Source organism: Methanosarcina flavescens (assembly GCF_001304615.2).
In the GTDB taxonomy this organism is placed as follows: Archaea; Halobacteriota; Methanosarcinia; order Methanosarcinales; family Methanosarcinaceae; genus Methanosarcina; species Methanosarcina flavescens.
Window position 1 is genome coordinate 3,202,892 of record NZ_CP032683.1, and the last position, 21,561, is coordinate 3,224,452.

A 21,561-nucleotide genomic window follows, 5' to 3' on the forward strand; every position below is an offset into this window, starting at 1 on the left:
AAATCAGATTTAAGAATCATCTCTACACCTGTGTAGAGATCTCCGATTTATGTAAAGATACCTGATAAACATTTAGTGTCTCTAATAATACATCTGGTATACAAAGATACAGTTATTTTGTTCTTTAGCTTTTATTTAGCAGTTCCAGGGATAACTCAGAGTGGAAACAAATTTCTTTCAGCAGTCGTCCGTACCACAGATTATGGAAATATATAATGATCTGCAGCCAATCTATTCTTAAATAACATTTAAAGGGCTTAAAACAGATTTTTGACTTTTTCCGTTATTTTTCTCTCTTATTCAGTTAATTTAAATAATATTAGAGCTTTATTTAATTCGGGGAATATAAAACTACAATCCTATGAAACAATGGTTGAGGGATGCATTAAACGTTAAGGTACTGCATTTTTCCACCGCGTTTCCTGTCATAATTCATGAGTCTCATTTGATTGAACTCTAATTTGGGAGAAGCTGTATACCAGCGCACGGGAACTCAGGTTAATAGTGAAAAGTATGATCTTTTCAAGCTTTTTGTCAGTGAATGCCTGAAAAAGTTTTAATAAGAGAATTTTCACAAAATAAAAAACTCACAGCTAAAGCTATGGAAAGCATATTAAAAGCTCTCAAAACCTGATCCGGCAATCGAGAATTTACGCCTAACTATCAGACTTACTGGTTAAAGGCAGGGTAAAAGCATGAGATCAACAAAATCGGTTTGTCCGGAATGCAAAAAGATAATTACGGCTTCAATCTTTGAGGAAAATGGAAAACTGATAATGGAAAAAGGCTGCCCTGAACATGGGAACTTCAGGGATATATACTGGTCAGACGCTGAACTTTACAGGAAGTTTGAAATTCATTCACATACCGGATCAGAGATTTCCCATCTCCAGGATTCTGATTCCACAAATTGCCCATTTGATTGCGGTATCTGTCCTGCTCACCAGACAGGAACTTTGCTTGCAAATATAGACATCACCAACAGATGCAACCTTGCATGCCCTGTCTGTTTTGCAAACGCAAGAGTGACAGGTCTCATTTATGAGCCTAGTTTCGAGGAAATCAGAAAGATGATGGAAACGCTCAGAAACGAAAAACCTGTTCCATGCTATGCCATTCAATTTTCTGGCGGAGAGCCAACAGTAAGGGATGACCTTCCTGAGATTATTGAACTGGCAGAAGAACTGGGTTTTTTGCAAATCCAGATTGCAAGCAACGGAGTTAAGCTTGCAAAAAGTCCAGAGTACTGCAAAAGACTTAAAGACGCCGGACTTCATACAATTTACCTCTCTTTTGATGGAGTCACACCAGATCCCTACATCAAAACCCGAGGTTTTAACGCCCTGCCCCTAAAGATAAAAGCTATCAAAAACTGCAGGGATTTTGGACCAGATAGTCTTGTGCTTGTGCCGACGCTTGCAAAAAAGGTTAACGATTCCCAAGTTGGAGGAATCATCCGGTTTGCAGCCGAACATCTTGACATTGTAAAAGGAGTAAATTTCCAGCCCATTGCCTTTACAGGAAGGGTGGACCAGTCTCAGCGAGAAGATAAAAGGATTACCATACCCGATGTGCTGAGACTTGTGGAGGAACAGACCGACGGAGAGATCTCCCGCAACGCCTGGTATCCTGTATCTTCTGTAGTCCCTATAAGCCGGTTTTTATCAGTTATGATGAAAGTCCCAATCCCTGAATTCACAGTCCACCAGCACTGCGGGGCTGCAACCTATCTATTCTTTGAAGAGGGTCATTTTATCCCGATTACAGATTTTATTGATGTTGATGGTTTTCTTGAGTTTATAAACGAAGTAATCCCTGAGATAAATGGGAAAGGAGGGCGGGTCCGAACCCTTGCAAAAGTCATAAAGGAGGTCCCAAGGTACATTGACGAGAGCAGGGGACCGAAATCAATAAACGTAACCCGGATGATTCTTGACGTCCTTAAAGCCGGCGATAAAGAACATGCTGCACGCTTCCACAGGAATACCCTATTTGTCGGAGTAATGCATTTTCAGGATCTGTATAACATAGATCTTGAGAGGATCAAAAAGTGCGGAGTTCATTATTCTACACCTGATGGCAGAATAATCCCTTTCTGCACATACAACACATTTTATAGGGATTCGGTTGAGCTAAAGTTTTCAATGCCCTATACGCAAACAAATAAATCCGAACGGTAATAGCATAAGACAAAATAACGATCTTAGCAGAGCAGTAATGATATATGATAAAAGCAGGAATAAAATCCAATAATAGAATATAAAACCAGAACATCAAATAAATTATTTAAAAAATTACCCCCACATATATTGAGATCTCATGAAAGTGTGGCCTCTAAATTCAAAAATTTTAGAAAATCCAGATTCTGAAAATGCAGATCAGAAAAAAACAGGCTTTAAGAAGTTTCAGGTTCCGCAAAAAGGTGAAACCGGCTCTTTCTGGGAAAAAAGGGGAGATAGATACCATTGCGGAGTTGACCTTTATGACCCTGAAAACACGGAGTAGTTTCGATTGAAAGAGGAGTTGTCGCAGAGATAGGGCTGATGACCTCGCCTGAAATCCTGCCTTATTGGAATCCGACTTATTATGTAATTATTGAACATAACAGGGAACTGTTCTGTAAATACGGTGAGTTTGCAGGCTTTACCGTGAAAAAAGGAGACGAAATCGAACCCGGGCAATTGATAGGGCATGTGGGCATGGTACTGAACTCCAGCAAAATCGATGAATCCTGCCCGCTTTATATCCGGAAGTTAAAAGACAGGAATCCGAGCATGCTTCATTTTGAGTTCTGGAAAAAGCAGCCCATTACTACGCACAGGAATTATCTTGGGGGAAACTGGTTTGGCGAAGAAAAGCCTGAAAACCTGATTGATCCTACGGGCTACCTTGAACAAATACTATCGTGACATCCACAAATTAGACCTGACAATCTCACCTGTGCACTTATATAAAAGGAAGCTAATTTTTCTTCACGCAAGGGTGCAGGAAAAAGCCTTAGCTTGCTGCCGTTTTAACTATCTGGCTGGTGTTCTATGGAAAATCCAAATTTTGAGATCTCTGCAATGAATGAAAAAATAAATCGCCTTGAGAAAACTCAGGTAATCAAAAATTATTATCTGGTTCTGGGAGGGGGAAAAATCGGCACGGATTTCCTTCATTATGCCCGGAAAAACAAGTTCCCCTTTGTACTCGTTATCGACAGGGACGAAACCGTGCCTGCTTCAGATGAGGCAGACATCAAAACTGAAGTCGAGCTGGTAAATCTTCTGAAAAATAAGGCTTCAGAGCCTTCACCGAATAAAGTGTTTAAATCTCCCAGAGTATCAGGGGCAATCAAAAGGGAAGATGAAGGAGAAAGCGAAAAAGAAGGTAGAGAACCTGAAATCTATTTTTGCAAAATGGATCTTAAGCACATTCCTTTTCTTCTAAGCCATGGTATTCCTGAATATATTATTCCTGCTGTCCCCTGTCATGCGGTTGCATATATGCTCTCCGATCTTCTAAAATTCCCTCTTGAACCTGCAAAGAATGAAAACCCGGAAAAAATAGAAGATAAAAGCCAGAAAGGAAGCAGCCCTGTAACCGAACTTATTATCGGACCTGAAAACCAAAGGCTCATGGCATTTTTCGAAAAGCTTGCAGCTTCCTTTCCTGCTGATGTAATCGCAGGGCGTTACCCTGAACATGGAATGCTGTTTTTCTCTTATGCCAGGGAAGGAGAAATCTGTCCTGATGGCTGTCCGGGCCCTAGAGACCGCTGTCCCACATTCGGGCGGATAAAACCCAATACCATTACGGAATATGCAAGGAAACTTCGCCAGAGCCTGCCAGGCTGGGTCTTTGAGAGCCACCAGATGAAGCCAGGTACAGGAGGGCTTAAAGGAAAGGAACTCAAGCAGAATCTAATTGAGATCTTTGAGTTTGTAAGAGCATTTAAAGAAAATAAGAGTGGAGAAAGGTTTGAGAACCCTGAAGATAGGGCATTTTTCATTGCCACTACCTGCACATGCCATGGAGTATTGAACCTGTTTTATGTTCTCTGAGAGTTTATTTTAGATAATTGGATTGTATATTTATTAATAACTGAACTATATAATCTCAATTGTGTAAAAACGCAGCTGGCAGGTATAAAGGTATACTTGCAGTGATTGAATTCTTAGCTCCGCCAGCTTCGTTCTATTTTTTCGTACAGGCCAAGTAAATTATTTCGTGTGATTTTAAAATAGGGATGGTCTGGGCCATATCTTTTTTCGATTATATCGAGGGATTTTTCATATAGGTCGATTGCAGTTTCGTATTCGCCCATGCTTTCATGCAGACCTGCAAGGTTGTTAAGAGTTGTGCCGATATCGGGATGGGTCGGGCCTAGAGTTATTTCATAAATCTGAAGGGCACGAGTATAGAGAGAAAGGGCTTTTTTGTGCTGACCAAGGATCCTATAAAGTTCACCCATGTTGTTTAAGGTCTTCGCAACGTCAGGACTGTCAGGACCCAGGATGCGCTCCCGGATTTCGAGGGCTCGCGTGTATAACTCCAGCGCTTTTTCATAACGGCCTTTCTGGATATAGACGCCTGCGAGGTTGTTAAGGGTCGTAGCAAAGCCCGTATGTTCAGTTTTTCCGAATTTTTCCATGATTTCTAGGGATCTTGTGTAAAGGATCATGGCTTTTTCATATCTTGTGGTCTGGAAATAGAGCAGGGCAAGATTGTTCAGAGTCTGGGCAACCTGCGGATGCTCAGCACCATATACCTTTTCCTGAAGCTTTAAAGCCTGCCCATAAGTATCCTCAGCTTCATCAAGTTTGCCCATCTCCGCGAGCAAAACGCCCAGGTTATTCAAGGTTCCGGCTTTATACCTCATAACCGCATGGCTTTCAGGCTCCTGCTCAAGAAGTTTTTCGAGAAGTTTGAGAGCCCTCCTGAAGTGCTCTTCAGCTTTCTCAGGCTTTTCCAGCCCCTTATAAAAAAAAGCCATCCTGTTCAGGGTCCTGACAGCGCCGAGGTTCTGTGGGCTAAGGAAATTCTCCTGAATCTCCAGAGCGCGGGTGTAGTATGAGACAGCCTCTTCATGCCTCTCCATCAGATAGTAGAGAGTACCAAGCTCACTTAGTGTATCCCCGGTTTCAGGTCTAGGTTGGTTGGCAAGGTTTTCGCGGATTCTCAAAGCCATTAAAAAAAACCTTAGGGCTTCTTCGTAATTCTCCATATAACGGTAGATTCCTGCAAGCCCGTTCAGTACAGATGCAGCCTCTGGACTCTCAGGCCCAATTTCCTTTTCCACAATACCAAGCAGTTCTTCATAAAGGGGGAAGAGCACTTTCCAGGATCCGGATCTGTAGAAAGGTGCGGCTTTAACTGTGAACCAGCTTACCAGTTCTTCCGGTTCAAAAGCTTCCTTTGCATGTATAAATGCTTCCTTTAAGGCAATTTCATCTTCAGGAGTGATAAGCTCCGGATCCAGATCTTTCAGCCTGTTCCCGTACCTTTCAAGCAGAGCTCGATGTTTTTTCGTTTTCTTTTCAATTCCCAACTCTTCTTCCAGGCTTTTATTTGAAATGTCAGTAGAGCTACTTTCGCCAGAATCTTTTCTTTTTCCTGAAACTACTTCTTTTCCTGAGATTTCCTCTTCTTCTGAATCTTTGTTGAAATTAGTCGTGATTTACCCCTCCTGAATAAAAATAAGATAATAAAAGTCTTTATTTTAAGATTTACTATATCTAATTCTAAATATCACAGAATGCTTCTATATAAAGTAAGTTTGTCCAATAATATATGTTGTCAAAATCACCTAAATTATATAGGACTTACGCGGTTGAAGCACTTTGTGACTCAGATTAAAATATTCTTTCATTATGATTGCAATAAACGCTGTTAACCAATTTATAAGAGAGTCAGTTTACACCTTAGGATAAAAAAAGAAAAATTCAAAAGTTGCCTGCAAAACAGGAATCCGCGTAAGTCCTATTATAATTTCGTCATAGATAAATCCCTGATTCTTGCAGCCACTTTTCACTTTTTTGCTTCATCGAGTATACTAAAACCTTCACCTCACTATATTCATATATCAGCTTGTGCCATAGCCACAGTATATGGCGAGCTACAAAGCCCTTGTAAAAGATGTTATCAGAAAAGCTGATGTCCTTCTCGAAATAATAGATGCTAGATTTCCTGACGAGACCCGGAACAGCGAAGTAGAACGCGATATTATTCGCTTAAACAAACCTCTCATAATAGTAATCAACAAATCTGATCTCGTATCAAAGGAAAAACTTGAGAAGACAAAAACCCGTCTTTCAAAAATTGCACCTGTAGTTTTTGTCTCCAGCAGGGAAAGGTCAGGAACAACAATGCTCAGGCACCAAATCCTTGCATCTGCCGCTATAAAAGCGGGTATAAAAGGGCGAGATATCCTGGTCGGCACTCTCGGCTATCCCAATGTCGGCAAATCCTCCGTAATCAACAGCGTCACAGGCAGGCACAGGGCAAGTACGTCTCCTATATCAGGCCACACAAAAGGCGTTCAGCACGTATATGCAGGTTCACACATTATGTTTATAGACACGCCTGGGGTTATCCCCTTTGATGAGAAAGATGAATACCTCCAGGGCCTGCTAGGAATAAAGGATGCAACCCACCTCAAGGACAAGATAGGAGTAGCCTTGAAAATAATCGAAAAAATGCTTGCCGAAAATAAAGCAGCCCTTGAATCGTTCTATAATGTTACAATCGAAGACGAAAGTTCTTACGATGTGCTTGAGATGATAGGCAGACTGTGTAATTTCCTGCAGAAGAAAGGAGAGGTGGATGAAACAAGAACCGCTACCAGAATAATCAATGACTGGCAAAACGGGCTGCTTCTTATATAAAAACTCATGCAATGTTGTTCCGTAAATCTTCGGTACAGAATACGATACATTTAGTGAATCATGATAGATAGGATGTGAGAAGGATAGGTTTCACCCCATTTCCATGAAACTGTTTATGATTTTTTCAGGCAGCTTATCCCGATTCTCCTCATCAACCGTCAATACCTCGAATTCTTTCCTCATCCTTTGAGCCAATTGGTGGCTGCTTGACCGATGTAGTACAGCAAGAACAGATTTATTGGATTTCAGGACTGCTTCAACTGCCGAAACGAAAGCTTCGGATTTGAGCTCCATCGGCCCAACCTCATCGATAACTATAAGGTCACAATCCAGAGCACTCCTTAGAGCATTTGCCCCGATTCTTTCAAGGTCTTCCAGGTTGACGTGATATTTTCCAACTCTAGGCCCATTTCCTCTGATAGAAGCCAGAAATCCTGTTTTTCCGGTAGAAAGATCTTTTATCGAGAATCCTTCCCTCTTCCCTTCATTCCGGATTTCAGCAGTCTGGATGCCGCCTATTTCTAAGCCCGGCTGGTCGGCAAGTTTTTCAGCAACTTTTGCCACAACTGTTGATTTTCCAATACCCGGGCTGCCGGTTACTGCGATTCTTAACATTGTATTTTCGTCCCCTTTATTTTCCTGTTTCCTAGAATTACCTCATTTCCCTGAAAAATAGATCTTGATTTTATTTAAATCGGCAAGCAATGAAGTTTTACGTTGACTATAAAATGATTGCAGAACATACTGGAGTATACGTCAGAAGTTTCTATTAAGTTAACTTTAGTAAATATATACGAGGTTGAAAACCGTGACTACAGACCAGGAAATTCTTACCAGACTGCAGGAGATCGAGAAAAGGATGGAAAGGATGGAAGCTTCACTCGAAAGCATTAACAATATCCTGAAGAAAGTGGAGCAAAATACCTATTTTGGGTGCTATATGCCAGAGAAGAAACTGGAGTAATAATAGATAAACAGGAAATATGTTTCCAGATTTTCCAGACCTTACTTTTTTTCGACGCTCCGCTTATTAATCGTTTAATGTAATTCTGAGGCAGCAAAGAGGTGTCTCAAGGTCGCTTTTGTCCCGCGCCGAGGTGCGGCTGGGGCTAATTGACTTTGATTGAGTGAAAGCTGAAATCTCTCCAGCTCTGAGAGAATTGAGGTAAAACATTAGTTTTTAGCAGTAGGTCGTCCTTTCTCCGATCTTTATTGTAAATTCGTTTTTTAGTCTTCATTCTTCTTCAATTGTTATCCCTGTTATGGATAATTTCATAGCTTACCTTTCCCCTGCCAATGCAGTCCCTGACAAGTTTTTCTCTCGGGGAAAGGGCTCCGGTTTTTCCGGTTTTGACCTCGACAAAGACCACCCTATTCATTTTTCCTTCCGAGAGCCCGTCAAAAACAATGAAATCTACAGGGGTGCCGAGGAAGCGGGCATCTTTAGGGTTGTACTCGAAATCCGGGAAATAGGGGATAAGGTGTTCCGTAACCTTGCCACGGGTAACAGCTTCGCTTTTCTTTACTGCGTCCTGGCGGATTTTTTTCTCCTCGTCCAATTTCCAGGTTCTGAAGAGAGTTTCGGCTTTTTCGGAAACCTGACGGTCCATCTCTCTCGCCTGCCAAGTTTCGAACATCTCCCTGGCACGGGACTCGGTCCGGCCTTTTAGGTCAATATATTTCAGGAGAAGATAAGCAGCAAGCAGGCCAAATAAAAGGGCAAGGGTTGAAATTATCCAGTAGTCCACGGTTATTTCTCCGGAGAAAGTCAGGGTATATGAAAGGTAGGGTAACGAAAGGTCAGAGCATACAATGGTATTATGTGAGAAATATGTCTCAAATAATAAATTTTAGACTCTATAAATAGCTGAAATTATTTAAAACTTCTAGCAGGACTTTCTTTAGATCAGGATAAATATGCACACCGTTCTGGATCTCAGAAAATCTTGCTGGCTTGTAGAGCAACTGAGGTAGGATATCTGGAAAAGAAAAGTCAAGATAATCGAAATAAAGAATCAGAAAAAGTAAAGTAAAAAACAGATACAGGAAAATAAAAAGTCGAGGTACCGGAAAATAAAAATCAAGACATCCGGGAAAGTAATTAAAAATATGTGCTGGTTGAGTATTTTCACTTACCAGACACGGGTGTTTTTCAGAGTTGCCAGAATATTTGTGAACTCATTGCTGAACCTGCACTTCACAAAGTCTGGAGAATTCAGGATGTTTTTCTTTATTTCTTGCAATCCGATCAGGAGATTTATATCGTCGCTGTATTCAAATCCTTCATCGGATGCCGTAATGTTCTCTGCAAGAACATCAAGAAGCTTTGGGTCGAGATCGTTTGTAATATAAGTATCCAGAATCAGAAGATCTGAAATTCTCTTGTAGAAGTCAATGAGCTCCTGGTAGCCGGGTATGGAGTACTTTTTTGCTATCTGCTTCTGCCTGTTGAGGTAAATCAGGTAACGGGAGATTGTACTTATAATGTTCTCGGTAATCTCTTTTTTAGGGAACGTTATTGGGAACCTTTTCAGCATCTGTGAATTCAGGCCGCTGGTATTCTGTACTCCCTGGCGGCTCCAGATTTCGGGGAAAGCACCTGCTATCGAAGAGTTGAGCACGGCTGTAACATAGAGGTAGAGTGTAGGATCTCCGAGCACGATTCCTACTCCGTTTGCAAAAACGTGCTTTCCGGTCGGATCGTACGAAGCCTGCAGGCGTAAGTTACTGGTAGCGATGATTTTAGGCGTATTAATGTATCTCAGGAAGCTCTCGTCCTCAAGACGATAGTCAGCCAAATCGAACTCCTGTTTTTCAATTTCTGATTGCTGTTTAATTTCCATTAGATGCTTATAAGCTACAGGAAACATTGTTTTCAGTTCCTCGGGCTGGAATATCCTGTATTCTTTCCTTATGCTGTTGTCGAGGATCTCATAAGGCAGTATAAACTGGTACTTAGTTGACTGAACCGCAAATTCGCTTGAGACGGAGCCATCCACATAAGGATGCATGAGCTCCTTCTCTATACTTACCTGTTCTATGCCTACATTTGTGTGTGCGTCTCTGCTGATGCAGGATACATCTGTGCAGTTCTCTCTCGAAAGGTCAGCTTTTTGCAAAAAATCATTCGTTGGGGGGACACCTTCAAAAATTTCTATTGAGATGTCTTCTAGGGTTCTAGGGATTTTGCTCAGCCTTTCAACTATCTCGTCTTTACTCCAGAACATATATTTCACTTCTTTTTTATATATATAGGGAATTCCGGGTAAAATGGCTTCTTTGGTGGTTGGATTCTCAAAAATTTGTTTTTGATCTTGAGGCACCTGATATTTAACTCCTCAGAATCTCCGTATTAAACTTTGGATACACTTCTTAATATAATAATTTATTCTTAATAAAGGTTAACAATTAAAAAAATAGTTTTTCAGTAAGACTCAAAAATAAGAAATTAGCGCCGTTAAATCTCATTATTTTCTCAAATAAAATGAAGCTTTTTATGAATTAAGAAATGAATTTGGAGTTTACAATCCAGAAAAGGCTTTTAATGTCATTCTTGCATTTTCCAGCATATTATGGTCGTTATTGAAATAAATGTAGACTTTCTCAGGCCCAAATTCACGCATTTTCCTGAAAGTTTCGCTAATTTCTTCCCTGGAATAATTATAACTGTACCAACCTTCCCTGCCGTGCATCCTCATATATATGATTTTTCCGGGAAAGATGCGATTCCTGTAGTCCGGGGAATCTACTGATACCAGGGTAACCTCCTTCATAAGCTCTGCACATGCCTCATCATTTCCCAGTAGCTCTTTATTCCTGATCTCCAGGGCGAATCTTTCCCCGAGTTTTGCGGCTTCTGCAAACCTGAGTGCTCTTGCTACATCATTGAAGTTCGGAGGCACCTGAAAGAGGTAAAAATCAATAATATGATCCATGGGTTCAAAAAGCTCCCTGAAATTCTCCCAGATTTCAAGGGAACTCTCACTGAGCTGGCGCCAGTGGGTTATGGATCTATGCACCTTTATGCTCCACCTGAGTCCTGTCCCTTTCGTGCTCCAGACTTCAATCTGCCTGGGAAAAGGAAATCTATAGAAGCTGGCGTTAAGTTCGACACTGTTCAGGCTGGAATTCTTTATAAACCAATCAAAGTTCTTCTTTTTGTTCCAATCGTAGTACCAGCCGCTCGTACCTACAAACACATCCATACATTTCCCTTCGGATATCCGGCTTAATGGCAGATTTATTTCAGGTTCACCGAGTTTAGAAGTGGAAATCCTCGCGTTTCAGTGAAGTTTGTTTCCAGTATTTTTTATATCTTAATGTTTAATACTTCCCGGTCACTTTTGCAATCATCCTGTGCACGCCATGTATACTCAACCCGCTACCAAGATACATCATGGGGCAGTACCCTATAATGCATTCGAGTTTCAGTTTCTGGCAGGCTTCAAGGGCTTTTTCGGTTTTGGTAGTCCAGTGGAGCCAGATTTTGTTTGCGCCTTTTTCCCTGAGAAGAGGAACCAAATCTCCAGGATCTGATTTTGTTATTCCTATAACTGCATTGGCTATGCCTGAGGGAAGAGATATGACATTTTTCAGGGAGTTGGGGTCAGGTTCCCCAGAAAGGTCTACAAGATAGACTTTTTTGCCACGATTTTTAAGTTCGGAGGCAGCCCATTTCATAGCTGGCTTTGTGCGGTCAGTAATTATTGCAAAAGTTTCTGCATCCCAGAATTTTTCCCTGTCTGAGCCTGTCGGATCCGTATTAGATTCACCTTTTTATATAATCTGGATAAAATATAACTCTTAAGTATAAATAAGTTGCAATCCTGTGATCTTTAAATTGATTTTAGAAATGGAAGTGGATTATAAAGATTTTAAACATTGAATACATAAAATATGCTTGAAAAATTAAACGGAAAAAATAAAAAAGTAAAAATAAAAATTAAAGGAAAAATAAAAATTAAAGGGCAAAGGATCTGAGCAGGATCCTGTTTATTTCTGCCTGTTTATCCTGCTTACTGCTCTTGGAGTTTCTGCCCGGCTGCCTGGAGCGCTCCGCCAAGTGCCTTTGCAAGTTCACAGTTTTGATTACACTTCGAGGCACAGGTGCAGTATTTAGGCACGTTTTCCATCATCCACTGTCCCAGGAAACCGAAGGCTTTGAGTTGATCTTCATTTGCGGTCTGCACGAAGTTGTTTATATCCTGTAATTCCATGATTTTTCACCAGAGTCAAGAAGGTTTGTATATTTATATACTTGAGCGTTATAATTATGTACAGATTTTTGATTGTACAGAAAAATGACCTTTAATAACAACCTTTAAGAAGAATATAAGCTAACACGTAATTAACAGTGTTAATTTTTAGACTTGATTATAACAAAAAATTAACTTAAATAGTTTTAATTGAATATAGTTCAGTTTCAAAAATTTCAGAGGCAAGTTAAAAATGGAGACGGCTAATGAGAATTCTGAGATCAATTACAGAAATGAATTGCACTTTATCAAGGAAGAAGTAGCATCCCTCCGGAATGACTTTTCACGGTTCTTACAACGTGCAAACCAGCAGCACATCGAAGGAATAATTGGGGAGATGAGAAAGAACTTCATGAGGCCTATGGTAGACTATCTATGTGAAGACGCAAGCGAGAGGATGCATACCCGGATGACTGCTGACTGCGAGATGCGGGATTTTTGCGAGACGGCTTTCCGGGAGCTTTTACAGGAAACCGCAGGATTTGTTGGGAGGGGTAGGGTCGAAACTGAAACCATAAAGATGTATCGGAACAGGCTTGAAGAACTAAAAAAGGAAGCAAAAACCTCCAGTTGCAGCAGGTGTTTTCTAGAAGCTACGAACCTTTTTGAGAAGCAAGTCAATCTCATGCGTTCGCTTCAGATTTATGAGGAGCGGGAAGAAGAGGGTAACAAGATAGATATTAGTGAAATCGAGCCTGAGAAACTGGTCTCTGAGGTCTGCGAGCCGGTAGCAAACCGACAACGTCTCCTTATGCTCAAGGCGCTTTCAGGGGGGAGTAAAACTTTCTCTGAACTTTCCAAACTTACAGGTCTGCGCGGTGGAAATTTGCTCTTCCATCTTCAGAAATTGCTTGAAACAGGAATGATTTTACAGCGAAATGAGCGAGGAGATTATATCATTACCAGAAAAGGTTACTCCACTCTTCAAGGGCTTTCCAGAATTTATTCCGAAATTGAAAAGGAATAAAAACTGAAAAGATATAAAGAATACTGGAGAAAAATAAAAGAAGTGAAGAGATATAAAGAAAATTGAAAAGAAATTAAGAAGGGAGAATCTTACTTCTCAACAAAACAATCTTGCTCAGGTTTCGCGATTTGATAAAAATTATTTAACAGTATCTCAAGATTCTCTGTAAGTTCTCCGCCTTCTCAGGTTTTCCGTGGCCAGAGATCAACAATAAAGGCCTTAAATCCCTGTTATCTTTAAGAAGGAAATTTAAAGTTTTGTTATGGTAGAGACTTAACTTACTCTAATTATACCAGCAGATACAGCTATTCTGCAAATTATAGCCAACTGACTTATAGCCGATTGACAAAAAATAAGGAAATAGTGGAATACATGATAACTATTTTTAACCATCATTTCCTATTGCATTAACCGGGCAAAGATCCAGTGCCTCTTCACAGAGTTCTATTTCTTCATCAGTTTCAGGCTGCTTATATACGTAAGCATTGGAGTCATCATCGTTCATCTTGAAGTTCTCTGGTGCGGTATCCACACATAGATGACAGGCTATGCAGCTATAGTCACAATAATAGGGTCCTGGAACATTTTCAGCAACTTTGTCTGTGTTATCAGCTATACTTCACTCCCCCATTGTATTTATTTCACAATAAGAGTAATTAAGAGGATTTTATATATAATTTAACATTTGAAAACGATTTTTTAGCACTTCAAATCCTTGATTAGCTCTAAAATTCTGTAGACCTTAACCTATAACGAAAAACAGAGTTATATCAACAATTGTCAGGAATTCTCTGCAAATGTTGTATTCTTTTCTTGCAAAAAGAGAATTGTATATAAATCGGCTCTTAGTCTGCTTCTTAAAAAGCTATCTGTTTTAATGAATATATGTAATGATGAAACTATTTAATGATGAAACGGCGCGTTAAAAGCAACTATCATCTTTTAAAGCTCTGATAAAGATATAATTCCGAAATGAGATAGTAAGGATTGTTCTCTGCTCCCGAATATACCCTGAAAAGTTACCTTATTTATTCAATAACCTTCTTCTTTATAAGCAATTATATAAAACCAAATAAGGGGAAACAAGTATGGGAATAAATCTTGGAAACCAGAGCCCTGGGGACCTGCCTATGAAACTCAGGCTTCCCGGGCCGGAGGCTTCGGGAATTAGCCAGATTGAAGAGCTCATTGCAAAGCGTAGATCCGTACGAAAATATAAAGACAAAAAACTCTCCGAGTCTGTGATTTCTCGTCTGCTCTGGGCAGCTCAGGGCATAAGTTCGGAGACCGGTTTAAGAACTTCACCTTCTGCAGGTGCGCTTTACCCGCTAGAAGTTCATCTCATTATAGGAGAAGGCGGTGAGCTTGAGCCCGGGGTTTACAGGTACGTTCCTGAAGACCATACCCTTGTTCTGGAAATCTCGGGTGATATAAGGGAGAAACTTTCAAAAGCTGCACTCTCCCAGCCCATGATCAAGAATGCTCCTGTTTCAATTGTGATTTCTGCAGTCTATGCACGGATAACGAGCAGATACGGAAATAGAGGTCTCCGTTATACCCATATGGAGGCAGGGCACGCTGCCCAGAATGTATATCTCCTTGGAGTGGAACTTGGGATAGGGACCTGTGCAATAGGAGCTTTTAAGGATGAGGAGGTAAGAAGTGTGCTTAAGTTGCCGACAAACCAGGAGCCTCTTTATATACTGCCTCTGGGTTACGTATGATGAATTCCTTTTCATTACCGAGTCCCTGAAAGGTTTTAAGAAGGGATTTAAAAAGGGAGTTAAGAAAGGATTCAGATGTTCCTTTTAAGCTCAGGGCTAATCTCAGCGTTTTCACGTATTAGCTTGCCATCAGAGTAAATGTATATTGCAAGCTCGCCTGTGGAGAACCTGACATCCCTGATATCCTCATCGGAAATCCCTTCTATATATTTAACCAGAGCTCTCAGACTGCTCTGGTGGGCGCAGACCAGCACTTTTTTTCCTGCTTTTACAGCAGGAAGGATTTCCTCTTCGAAATATGGCACTGCACGCTCATATACAGCTTTGAGACTTTCTCCTTCAGGCGGGCCAGGCTCAAAGTTCCACCGCCAGGAGGCAAGCTTCTCTGCTCCGTATTTCTCTTCCATTTTCTGTTTTTTCCTGCCCTGAAGCCTTCCGTAGTGACGTTCGTTTAAAGAAGACGTTAAATAAATCGGGATAAGTTTTTTCCCGAGCTTTTCAGGATACGAATACCAGTCTATTTTCCCTGTACTATCTCCATCGCTTGACCCTTCGTGGACAACAACTCCTGTCTTTTTCTGCCCTGACAGTATTATAAAAAGAGTTTCCTGTGTCCGGACAAGGTTTGAGGCAAAAGCAAGATCCAGCTCAAACCTTCCAAGCTCTGCTGCACACTCAAGAGCCTCTTCAATCCCCTTCCTGCTAAGAGGAACATCTACCCAGCCGGCAAGCCTGTTATCAGGCTTTAAGCCGGGTTCTCCATGCCTGACAAGTATAAGAAGACCCATATAATTCTACTCCGTTAAAAATTAAATTTATATAAAAACCATATTCGATAGATAAGTTACAATAATCCAGTAAATAAATTTCAATAGTCGGAAGCCAGTAAATTCTCAGGATTATCTCTTCAGTGCAGGCCTGAACTCAAGCCTGGTGTCATAAAGAAGGTGCCAGAGATCGCCTTTTTTTTCCATTCTATCCGCATCGATTACAGCTCTCTGTCCCTCAATCTTGAGCCTTATACTGTGCTTCCCGAAGGTAACTTTTCCGAGCCTGCTTTCCATCCTGCTGTAATCAAGGGCATCGGCAAGCCTGACAAGGGCAGCCACTCTCAAGGTAAAATCCTGAAGCTCCTAAGGCATTCTCCCAAAACTCTTTCCTTTAAGCTTCTCAAGCTTCTCGTTTCCAATTCTCTTTTTGTGCAGGAAAGCTGTCCAGGAAACAACTGGCCACAGCCTTTCAGGCACTTCCGATGGCGGGTGCAGGAGCAGAATAAGTCTTCCTGCTTTATGATGATTCTCAAAATCCATGGCCGCGCCTATATCATGAACAAGCGCCACTATCTCTACAAGGTTTCTCATCTCAGGACGCAGTCCATGGATAGAATTAAGGATATCAAAAAGCTCAAGAGCATTCCTTGCCACATTGTCGGCGTGGCTGCGTTCAATTCCATAGATATGGGAAAGATCTTCTAAAGGCAGAGGCTCGGGTGAAAAGGCTTCCTCCGAATAGCCAGATTTTGAAAACCCGTCAGTTACACTCACATTTGACTCCTTTCTTATTTTTCTCTCATTAATCATAATTGCACTGACTTAAACTTATTTTCGAACTTTTCATAAGTTGTTTTCACTCAAATCTTATCTCAAAATACTTGCGCTGCACCTCTTGACCGCGCCTACCAGCCGTTTTCGATAAAACCTTTTCTCAAAAGGTTTTTGATCAAACTTTTTTCTAAAAAGTTTGCGGTCAAGCAGTTTTTTGAAAAAATTTGCGGGAATGATAAGTCAATTATTATATATAACGTCCAGGCTCTTAATAAGCAATGATTAAAATTAGTTTCAAACAGGGAACGCTTCTTATAGAGGGGAATGTGAGGGTTCCTAATTCAGTTTGGGACGAAAGAAGCGGAAGTTTCAGGGCTCTTGCCCTTTATTACAGAGATATAATAAATTATCTGAAAAGTTCTAAAATTCCTTTTAAAGATGAAGTACTTGACCTTCTTCCCTGTCCTGATCTGGCAGCAGCATACGAAGCTTCGGGAAAGAAACTTAAATTAAGGGATTACCAGGCTGAGGCTCTCGTGTCCTGGGGGGAAAATGATAGATGGGGAGTGCTCGTCCTGCCGACTGGTAGTGGAAAAACTCTTGTTGGGATTCGGGCAATTGCAGGCTGCAATACTCCTACCCTTGTGGTTGTTCCAACGCTTGATCTGCTCGAACAGTGGAAAAGACAGCTTGAAGAAGCTTTTTCTATGGAAATCGGAAAGCTTGGAGGCGGAGAGAAGAAGATTCTTCCAATAACGGTTTCCACATATGATTCTGCTTATATCTATGCCAAAACTCTTGGGAACAGGTTCGGTCTGCTTATTTTTGACGAGGTTCACCACCTGCCTGCAGCTGGGTACAGAAGCATTGCCGAGTTTTCCGCAGCTCCCTACAGGCTTGGGCTGACAGCTACTTATGAGCGTGAAGATGAGCTGCATTCAGAGTTGAACAGGCTTGTAGGGGGAAAAGTTTACGAAAAGCACGTTTCGGAACTTGCAGGCGGCCATCTTTCCCCTTACAGGATTGAGCGTGTAGCTGTTGCACTCACGGATGAGGAGAGGAAGAAGTACGACAAATACCATTCCACCTATATCGATTATCTCAGGAAGACCGGGATGGTAATCCGGGGACCAAGGGATTTTCAGAAGCTGGTTATGAGAAGCGGGAGAGACCCAGAAGCCAGGAAAGCCCTTCTTGCAAGAAACGCTGCAAGGGACCTTGCTTTTAATACCGATTCAAAAATTGAAAAGTTAAGAGAGATCTTGAAAGCACATACGGAAGACAGAATATTCATTTTTACGGAACATAACCGGCTTGTTCACCAGATTTCCAGGGAATTTCTTATTCCTGCAATTACTTACAGAACACCTGCAAAAGAAAGGAGCTCTATCCTCGAGAAATTCAGAAGAGGGAAGTACAGGGCTGTAGTCACCTCAAAAGTACTTGACGAGGGCATTGATGTTCCTGAGGCTAACATAGGAATTATAGCCAGCGGGACAGGAAGCAAATTAGCGTATATACAGCGCCTCGGAAGGATTCTCAGGAAAAAGGAAGGAAAAGAAGCCATACTTTATGAAATAATAACCGTAGAAACGACAGAGGCCGAAACTGCAAGGAGGAGAAAGGAAGCTATTTCAATCCGAAAAAAAGCTGAAAAATCAGGAAGGGAAAGCGGAATGAAAAAAGAAAAAAATCCTGGAGGCGGCTCACCTGCTTACATCTGACCTGCTTGTAACACGCATTTCCGGAGGGAAAATAAAGCCTGTATATGCAGCTTTTGATCCAGAAAACCTGGAACTTGCAAGGCTCCTGATAGAGACTTTTGAGCAGCATGTCGGAAAAACTTATGGAGATCTCCTGACCGAACTTGAGGGCTATGAGGAGATGAATTACCGTTTTATAAGAGGGCTCTCCCAACTGCTTGGAAGGCGGGTAGTGATCGAAACGGATGCAGCTGTTGACCCTTTTCTTGCAAGGGAAACGGTTTTTGAAGCTTGTAGAGGCATGGCACTTTCTCGTGTCGAGAGAGAAGAGGCTCTGCAAAAAGCCGCAAAGAAACTTTCAATTTCGATCAAGGAACTCGAAAAGGCACTATGGGCTGACCTTGAGGAGAATCAGGTCGTAAGAAGTTTTCTTCCCCTTTCACCCGCAGAACTTATCCAGCAGTACAATATTTCCCTGACACAGACCCTCCTTTTTCGTGCAATCGACCTTGACATCTGGACAAAAGGCGATTTTCAGAAGTTGCTCTGGAGAATCCTCCGCCTGGGACTAATGTATTCCCTTGAAGATACTGAAGAGGCAAAAGGCGAAAGTGATAAGGGAAAAGAAGGATCTGAAGGAAAGTCCGATGGAAAAAAAGAGGGATCAAGAGCCGTTCACCTGCACCTTGACGGGCCAGCCTCTCTTTTTCGGATCTCGGAACGCTATGGGAATTCCTTTGCAAAAATCTTTCCTGCCCTATTGAAGTCAAAAGGCTGGAGGCTCAGGGCTGGCATTCTTCACAAAGGTTACCAGGGAAAGCGAATTCTGGAGTTTACTCTTGATGATTCGGAAGAAGCGTTCAAAGCTACGCCTGAAGCAGCCCTGACCCCGGAGGTTCTTTCTCCGGAAATTCAGATTAAAGAAGAAAAGGGAGAATACCAGGCTGGAACTGAGGAAATCAAAGCCGAAGAGGCAGCCTATGACAGCAAGCTTGAACAGATATTCGGCAGCCTCAGTCTTGGGAGCTGGAAGATAAAAAGGGAACCGACAATTCTTAAAGCCGGAAAACATGCTTTTGTCCCTGACTTTGCCCTGCAACGAAATGGCATAAAGGTATATCTGGAAATCGTCGGTTTCTGGACACCGGAATACCTTGAAAACAAGATTAAGAAACTCAAGCAGGTGAAAGAACCTGTAATTCTCCTGATTGACAGGAAGCTCAAATGTTCTGAGAAGGATTTTCCATCGCAGGAAGTTATTTTCTTTGATAAAAAAATTCCGGCAAACGAGGTCATGCAGATACTCCGAAGGTACGAGGAGAAAAAGCTTTCAGAAGACCGATCGAAACTTGGGGAAATGGAACTTTCGCTTTCAGGTGAACTTATAAACCTTGAAGAAATTGCAGCCGAAAAAGGAGTACTGCCCGATGCCCTAAAAGAAGTGGTCGCAGACAGACTTTCAAGGGTTGAAAAAGTGGAGAGAGAAGGGAAATTGGAAAAAGCCATAGAGTTAGAAAAATATCAGGACTACATTCTCCTTGAAAATTACTTAATTCACAGGCAGCTATTGGAAAGAATTGATAAGGAGCTTGAAAAGCCGGGTGCAGTAGAGACATATGCCGACGCAGTAAAAGTTTTCGAAATTTTCGGGCTTGATCGCAGCCTTTACTATCCTGTACTCGAACAGCTCGGGTATAAGGTAATCTGGACAGGGCTGAGTGAAGAGAATGCGAAGGTGAGGAAAGCCGAAGATTAAATAAACCGTAGAAGTTTAATTGGTTTTAAGTTAGAAACAAATAGGTTTTAACATGTTAACTAAATTTTGCTTCACCTTCAAACTTCTCTAAACTTCGTTCTCCAGGCTAATTCTGATTCCAGCTCATTCAACGTACTCCACATTCTTTTTTACAGGCTTGAAAAGTTTCATGAACTCATGCACCTCTTGAGGAAAATCTGTGCTTATGGGAAGTCCCAGGGCTTTTGCATCAGCGGCTGAGAGGGGAGTGCTGTGGATCATCTCCCCGCTGACCAGTTTATCGACCACTTCATCGAGCCTGCTTTCACCAGAGGGGCCTGGCTGGATTTTGCCTTCGAGAAGCTCTTTTGCGACGTCCCTGGTTAGCTTAAGGGCTTTTCTCGAGATGTCGCTCATAACAAGGGTGGTGTCATCGGCTTTTTCTTTTTTTGTTTCTGCTGCATAGATCCAGGAAGGGGCAGGGAATGCCCCGCGCACGAAATCTCCTATCTGAGGATCAATAGGCCCTATAACAGCGTCTTTATCCATTACAATTTCATTTGCAGCAAGGGCTATAATTGTGCCTCCTGACATCGAATAGTGCGGGATAATAACCTTTGTGTTTTTAGGGTGCCGCCTTAGAGCACGAGCAATCTGGATGCTGGCATGGAGTTGCCCGCCGGGAGTGTGCAGGATGAGTTCAAGCGGGTAATCCTGGTATTGCCTTATCCAGCGCAGGATCTGCTCGGCATCTTCCTCATCTATGTACTGATAGGCAGGCAGCCCGAAAACGGAAATTGCCTCCCGTCTGTGGATCATAGTGAGCACCTTGCAGCCGTGTCGCTTTTCCATAGCTTTCAGTTTTGACATGCGCTTCATGCGAATTTGCTTTAGCTGCGACTGTGGGTAGATTACTGCATAGAAAAACAGAAGTATAAACAGGAGAGACATCAAATCCCAGAGACTAATTGTAGTATTGTCAAGCGTAGCCAGAATATTCCTCCATAATCTCCCGAAGGCTACTAAAGTTACTGAAAATTGAAATTAACCTCCGGGCTTAATCCCAATATAAATAGATGTGCAGGTTTTTAATTTTTAGTGCCCCGTCCTGAAGGAAAATGGCAGTATTAGATGGTGTTTTAAAAGTCTACAATCGGGAGAAGAAAAGATAGAAAAAATAAAGAAGAGTAGATAAGAGGGTGGAGAATAAAAACTTACAAGAACTTTACCTGGCTTTATTGAGAAATCAGCCTGAGTCCGACTATTCCTGAGAAGATCAGGAGAATACAGAAAACTCTGGCAAGATTCAGGGACTCGTTAAAGAGCAGAGCTCCTAAAATAGTGGTGCCAATAACTCCTATTCCGGTCCAGATTGCATAGCCGGTTCCTATTGGCAGGGTTTTCAGGGACTGGGACAGGAAATAAAAGCTAAGAATCATGCAAACGACGGTAAAAATACTGGGATAAAGCCGCGTGAAACCATCGGTATATTTCAGCCCGATTGCCCACGCAGCCTCAAAAAGCCCCGCGATAAAAAGAAAGAACCATTCCATTTTTATTTTACAACCTTTTATTTTACAATTCGTTTAAGTAACTTATAGGGTCGCCGTGAAGAAGGCAATTAGAATGCGTTTAAAGCCTTTTTATAACTTTGCCTGCAAGAACTCTGAAAACCTGTTAAGCATCTAAAAAATGCAATAATAAATATTAAAATCAGAGCTAGAAAACAGAAAAAAGTTTGAAATTAGAATTAAAAGTTAAGAA

General features: G+C 41.6%; 23 protein-coding genes. 10 read left to right on the top strand and 13 right to left on the bottom strand.

All coding sequences use genetic code 11. The features are described 5' to 3' along the window. The first annotated feature begins 695 nt into the window (after positions 1–695). The 4 genes from tes (at position 696) to AOB57_RS13985 (ending at position 4,046) form a co-directional block, all read left to right on the top strand. Positions 696–2,180: a tetraether lipid synthase Tes gene (tes, locus tag AOB57_RS13975; RefSeq protein ID WP_054298220.1), complete on the top strand. Its 1,485-nt coding sequence runs from the start codon at positions 696–698 to the stop codon at positions 2,178–2,180. A gap of 191 nt (positions 2,181–2,371) precedes the next feature. Then, a complete protein-coding gene (locus tag AOB57_RS14740) occupies positions 2,372–2,515 on the top strand; it encodes a hypothetical protein (protein WP_226999539.1) in 144 nt (47 codons plus the stop codon). Positions 2,516–2,543: 28 nt separating this feature from the next. Then, entirely contained in the window at positions 2,544–2,909 is a 366-nt protein-coding gene (locus AOB57_RS13980) for a M23 family metallopeptidase (RefSeq protein ID WP_264371702.1), read from the top strand. A gap of 126 nt (positions 2,910–3,035) precedes the next feature. Beyond that, on the top strand, positions 3,036–4,046 hold the full coding sequence (locus tag AOB57_RS13985; protein WP_054298221.1) for a hypothetical protein: 1,011 nt from the start codon (positions 3,036–3,038) through the stop codon (positions 4,044–4,046). Positions 4,047–4,159: 113 nt separating this feature from the next. On the opposite strand, the gene AOB57_RS13990 is transcribed toward AOB57_RS13985, so the two are convergent. Then, on the bottom strand, positions 4,160–5,533 hold the full coding sequence (locus AOB57_RS13990) for a tetratricopeptide repeat protein (RefSeq protein WP_226999540.1): 1,374 nt from the start codon (positions 5,531–5,533) through the stop codon (positions 4,160–4,162). Between the two features lie 559 nt (positions 5,534–6,092). Here AOB57_RS13990 and AOB57_RS13995 point away from each other — a divergent pair. After that, on the top strand, positions 6,093–6,869 hold the full coding sequence (locus tag AOB57_RS13995) for a GTPase (RefSeq protein ID WP_054298222.1): 777 nt from the start codon (positions 6,093–6,095) through the stop codon (positions 6,867–6,869). Positions 6,870–6,959: 90 nt separating this feature from the next. Here the strand turns inward: AOB57_RS13995 and AOB57_RS14000 are convergent, their stop codons facing one another. After that, positions 6,960–7,484, bottom strand: a complete 525-nt coding sequence (locus AOB57_RS14000) for an NTPase (protein WP_054298223.1) — start codon at positions 7,482–7,484, stop codon at positions 6,960–6,962. A 193-nt stretch (positions 7,485–7,677) separates the two neighbouring features. Here AOB57_RS14000 and AOB57_RS14005 point away from each other — a divergent pair, with 193 nt between their 5' ends. After that, entirely contained in the window at positions 7,678–7,833 is a 156-nt protein-coding gene (locus AOB57_RS14005; protein ID WP_167829643.1) for a hypothetical protein, read from the top strand. Between the two features lie 280 nt (positions 7,834–8,113). Here the strand turns inward: AOB57_RS14005 and AOB57_RS14010 are convergent, their stop codons facing one another. The 5 genes from AOB57_RS14010 to AOB57_RS14030 form a co-directional block, all read right to left on the bottom strand. Next, entirely contained in the window at positions 8,114–8,617 is a 504-nt protein-coding gene (locus AOB57_RS14010; protein WP_167829644.1) for a Holliday junction resolvase-like protein, read from the bottom strand. A gap of 384 nt (positions 8,618–9,001) precedes the next feature. Next, on the bottom strand, positions 9,002–10,192 hold the full coding sequence (locus AOB57_RS14015) for a hypothetical protein (protein ID WP_226999541.1): 1,191 nt from the start codon (positions 10,190–10,192) through the stop codon (positions 9,002–9,004). Between the two features lie 198 nt (positions 10,193–10,390). After that, on the bottom strand, positions 10,391–11,074 hold the full coding sequence (locus AOB57_RS14020) for a DUF72 domain-containing protein (protein WP_054298224.1): 684 nt from the start codon (positions 11,072–11,074) through the stop codon (positions 10,391–10,393). Positions 11,075–11,192: 118 nt separating this feature from the next. Beyond that, complete coding sequence (locus tag AOB57_RS14025) at positions 11,193–11,549, bottom strand: hypothetical protein (RefSeq protein WP_226999542.1); 357 nt, start codon at positions 11,547–11,549, stop codon at positions 11,193–11,195. A 335-nt stretch (positions 11,550–11,884) separates the two neighbouring features. Continuing rightward, positions 11,885–12,085: a hypothetical protein gene (locus AOB57_RS14030; protein WP_054298226.1), complete on the bottom strand. Its 201-nt coding sequence runs from the start codon at positions 12,083–12,085 to the stop codon at positions 11,885–11,887. A gap of 232 nt (positions 12,086–12,317) precedes the next feature. Here AOB57_RS14030 and AOB57_RS14035 point away from each other — a divergent pair, with 232 nt between their 5' ends. Then, the gene (locus AOB57_RS14035; protein ID WP_054298227.1) at positions 12,318–13,091 is read left to right on the top strand and encodes a winged helix-turn-helix domain-containing protein; all 774 of its coding nucleotides are present in this window, start codon (positions 12,318–12,320) and stop codon (positions 13,089–13,091) included. Positions 13,092–13,476: 385 nt separating this feature from the next. Here AOB57_RS14035 and AOB57_RS14040 read toward each other — a convergent pair whose 3' ends face one another. Continuing rightward, positions 13,477–13,707, bottom strand: a complete 231-nt coding sequence (locus AOB57_RS14040) for a ferredoxin (RefSeq protein WP_054298228.1) — start codon at positions 13,705–13,707, stop codon at positions 13,477–13,479. A 472-nt stretch (positions 13,708–14,179) separates the two neighbouring features. On the opposite strand from AOB57_RS14040, the gene AOB57_RS14045 reads away from it, so the two are divergent. Further along, entirely contained in the window at positions 14,180–14,815 is a 636-nt protein-coding gene (locus tag AOB57_RS14045) for a SagB/ThcOx family dehydrogenase (RefSeq protein WP_082384109.1), read from the top strand. Between the two features lie 71 nt (positions 14,816–14,886). On the opposite strand, the gene AOB57_RS14050 is transcribed toward AOB57_RS14045, so the two are convergent. The 3 genes from AOB57_RS14050 to AOB57_RS14055 form a co-directional block, all read right to left on the bottom strand. Then, the gene (locus AOB57_RS14050) at positions 14,887–15,603 is read right to left on the bottom strand and encodes a histidine phosphatase family protein (protein WP_054298229.1); all 717 of its coding nucleotides are present in this window, start codon (positions 15,601–15,603) and stop codon (positions 14,887–14,889) included. A gap of 111 nt (positions 15,604–15,714) precedes the next feature. Beyond that, entirely contained in the window at positions 15,715–15,930 is a 216-nt protein-coding gene (locus AOB57_RS14745) for a hypothetical protein (protein WP_226999543.1), read from the bottom strand. Positions 15,931–15,948: 18 nt separating this feature from the next. Beyond that, complete coding sequence (locus AOB57_RS14055) at positions 15,949–16,395, bottom strand: HD domain-containing protein (protein WP_226999544.1); 447 nt, start codon at positions 16,393–16,395, stop codon at positions 15,949–15,951. Between the two features lie 242 nt (positions 16,396–16,637). Between AOB57_RS14055 and AOB57_RS14060 the strand changes: the two genes are divergently transcribed. Together AOB57_RS14060 and AOB57_RS14065 are read left to right on the top strand one after the other, a co-directional pair. Beyond that, the gene (locus AOB57_RS14060) at positions 16,638–18,083 is read left to right on the top strand and encodes a DEAD/DEAH box helicase (RefSeq protein WP_054298230.1); all 1,446 of its coding nucleotides are present in this window, start codon (positions 16,638–16,640) and stop codon (positions 18,081–18,083) included. A 31-nt stretch (positions 18,084–18,114) separates the two neighbouring features. Beyond that, positions 18,115–19,818, top strand: coding sequence for a DUF790 family protein (locus AOB57_RS14065; RefSeq protein ID WP_264371754.1), 1,704 nt, complete (start codon positions 18,115–18,117; stop codon positions 19,816–19,818). A 123-nt stretch (positions 19,819–19,941) separates the two neighbouring features. On the opposite strand, the gene AOB57_RS14070 is transcribed toward AOB57_RS14065, so the two are convergent. Together AOB57_RS14070 and sugE are read right to left on the bottom strand one after the other, a co-directional pair. Next, positions 19,942–20,748: an SDH family Clp fold serine proteinase gene (locus tag AOB57_RS14070; RefSeq protein WP_082384110.1), complete on the bottom strand. Its 807-nt coding sequence runs from the start codon at positions 20,746–20,748 to the stop codon at positions 19,942–19,944. Positions 20,749–21,032: 284 nt separating this feature from the next. Beyond that, positions 21,033–21,350, bottom strand: coding sequence for a quaternary ammonium compound efflux SMR transporter SugE (gene sugE / locus AOB57_RS14075; RefSeq protein ID WP_054298232.1), 318 nt, complete (start codon positions 21,348–21,350; stop codon positions 21,033–21,035). Positions 21,351–21,561 lie beyond the last annotated feature (211 nt).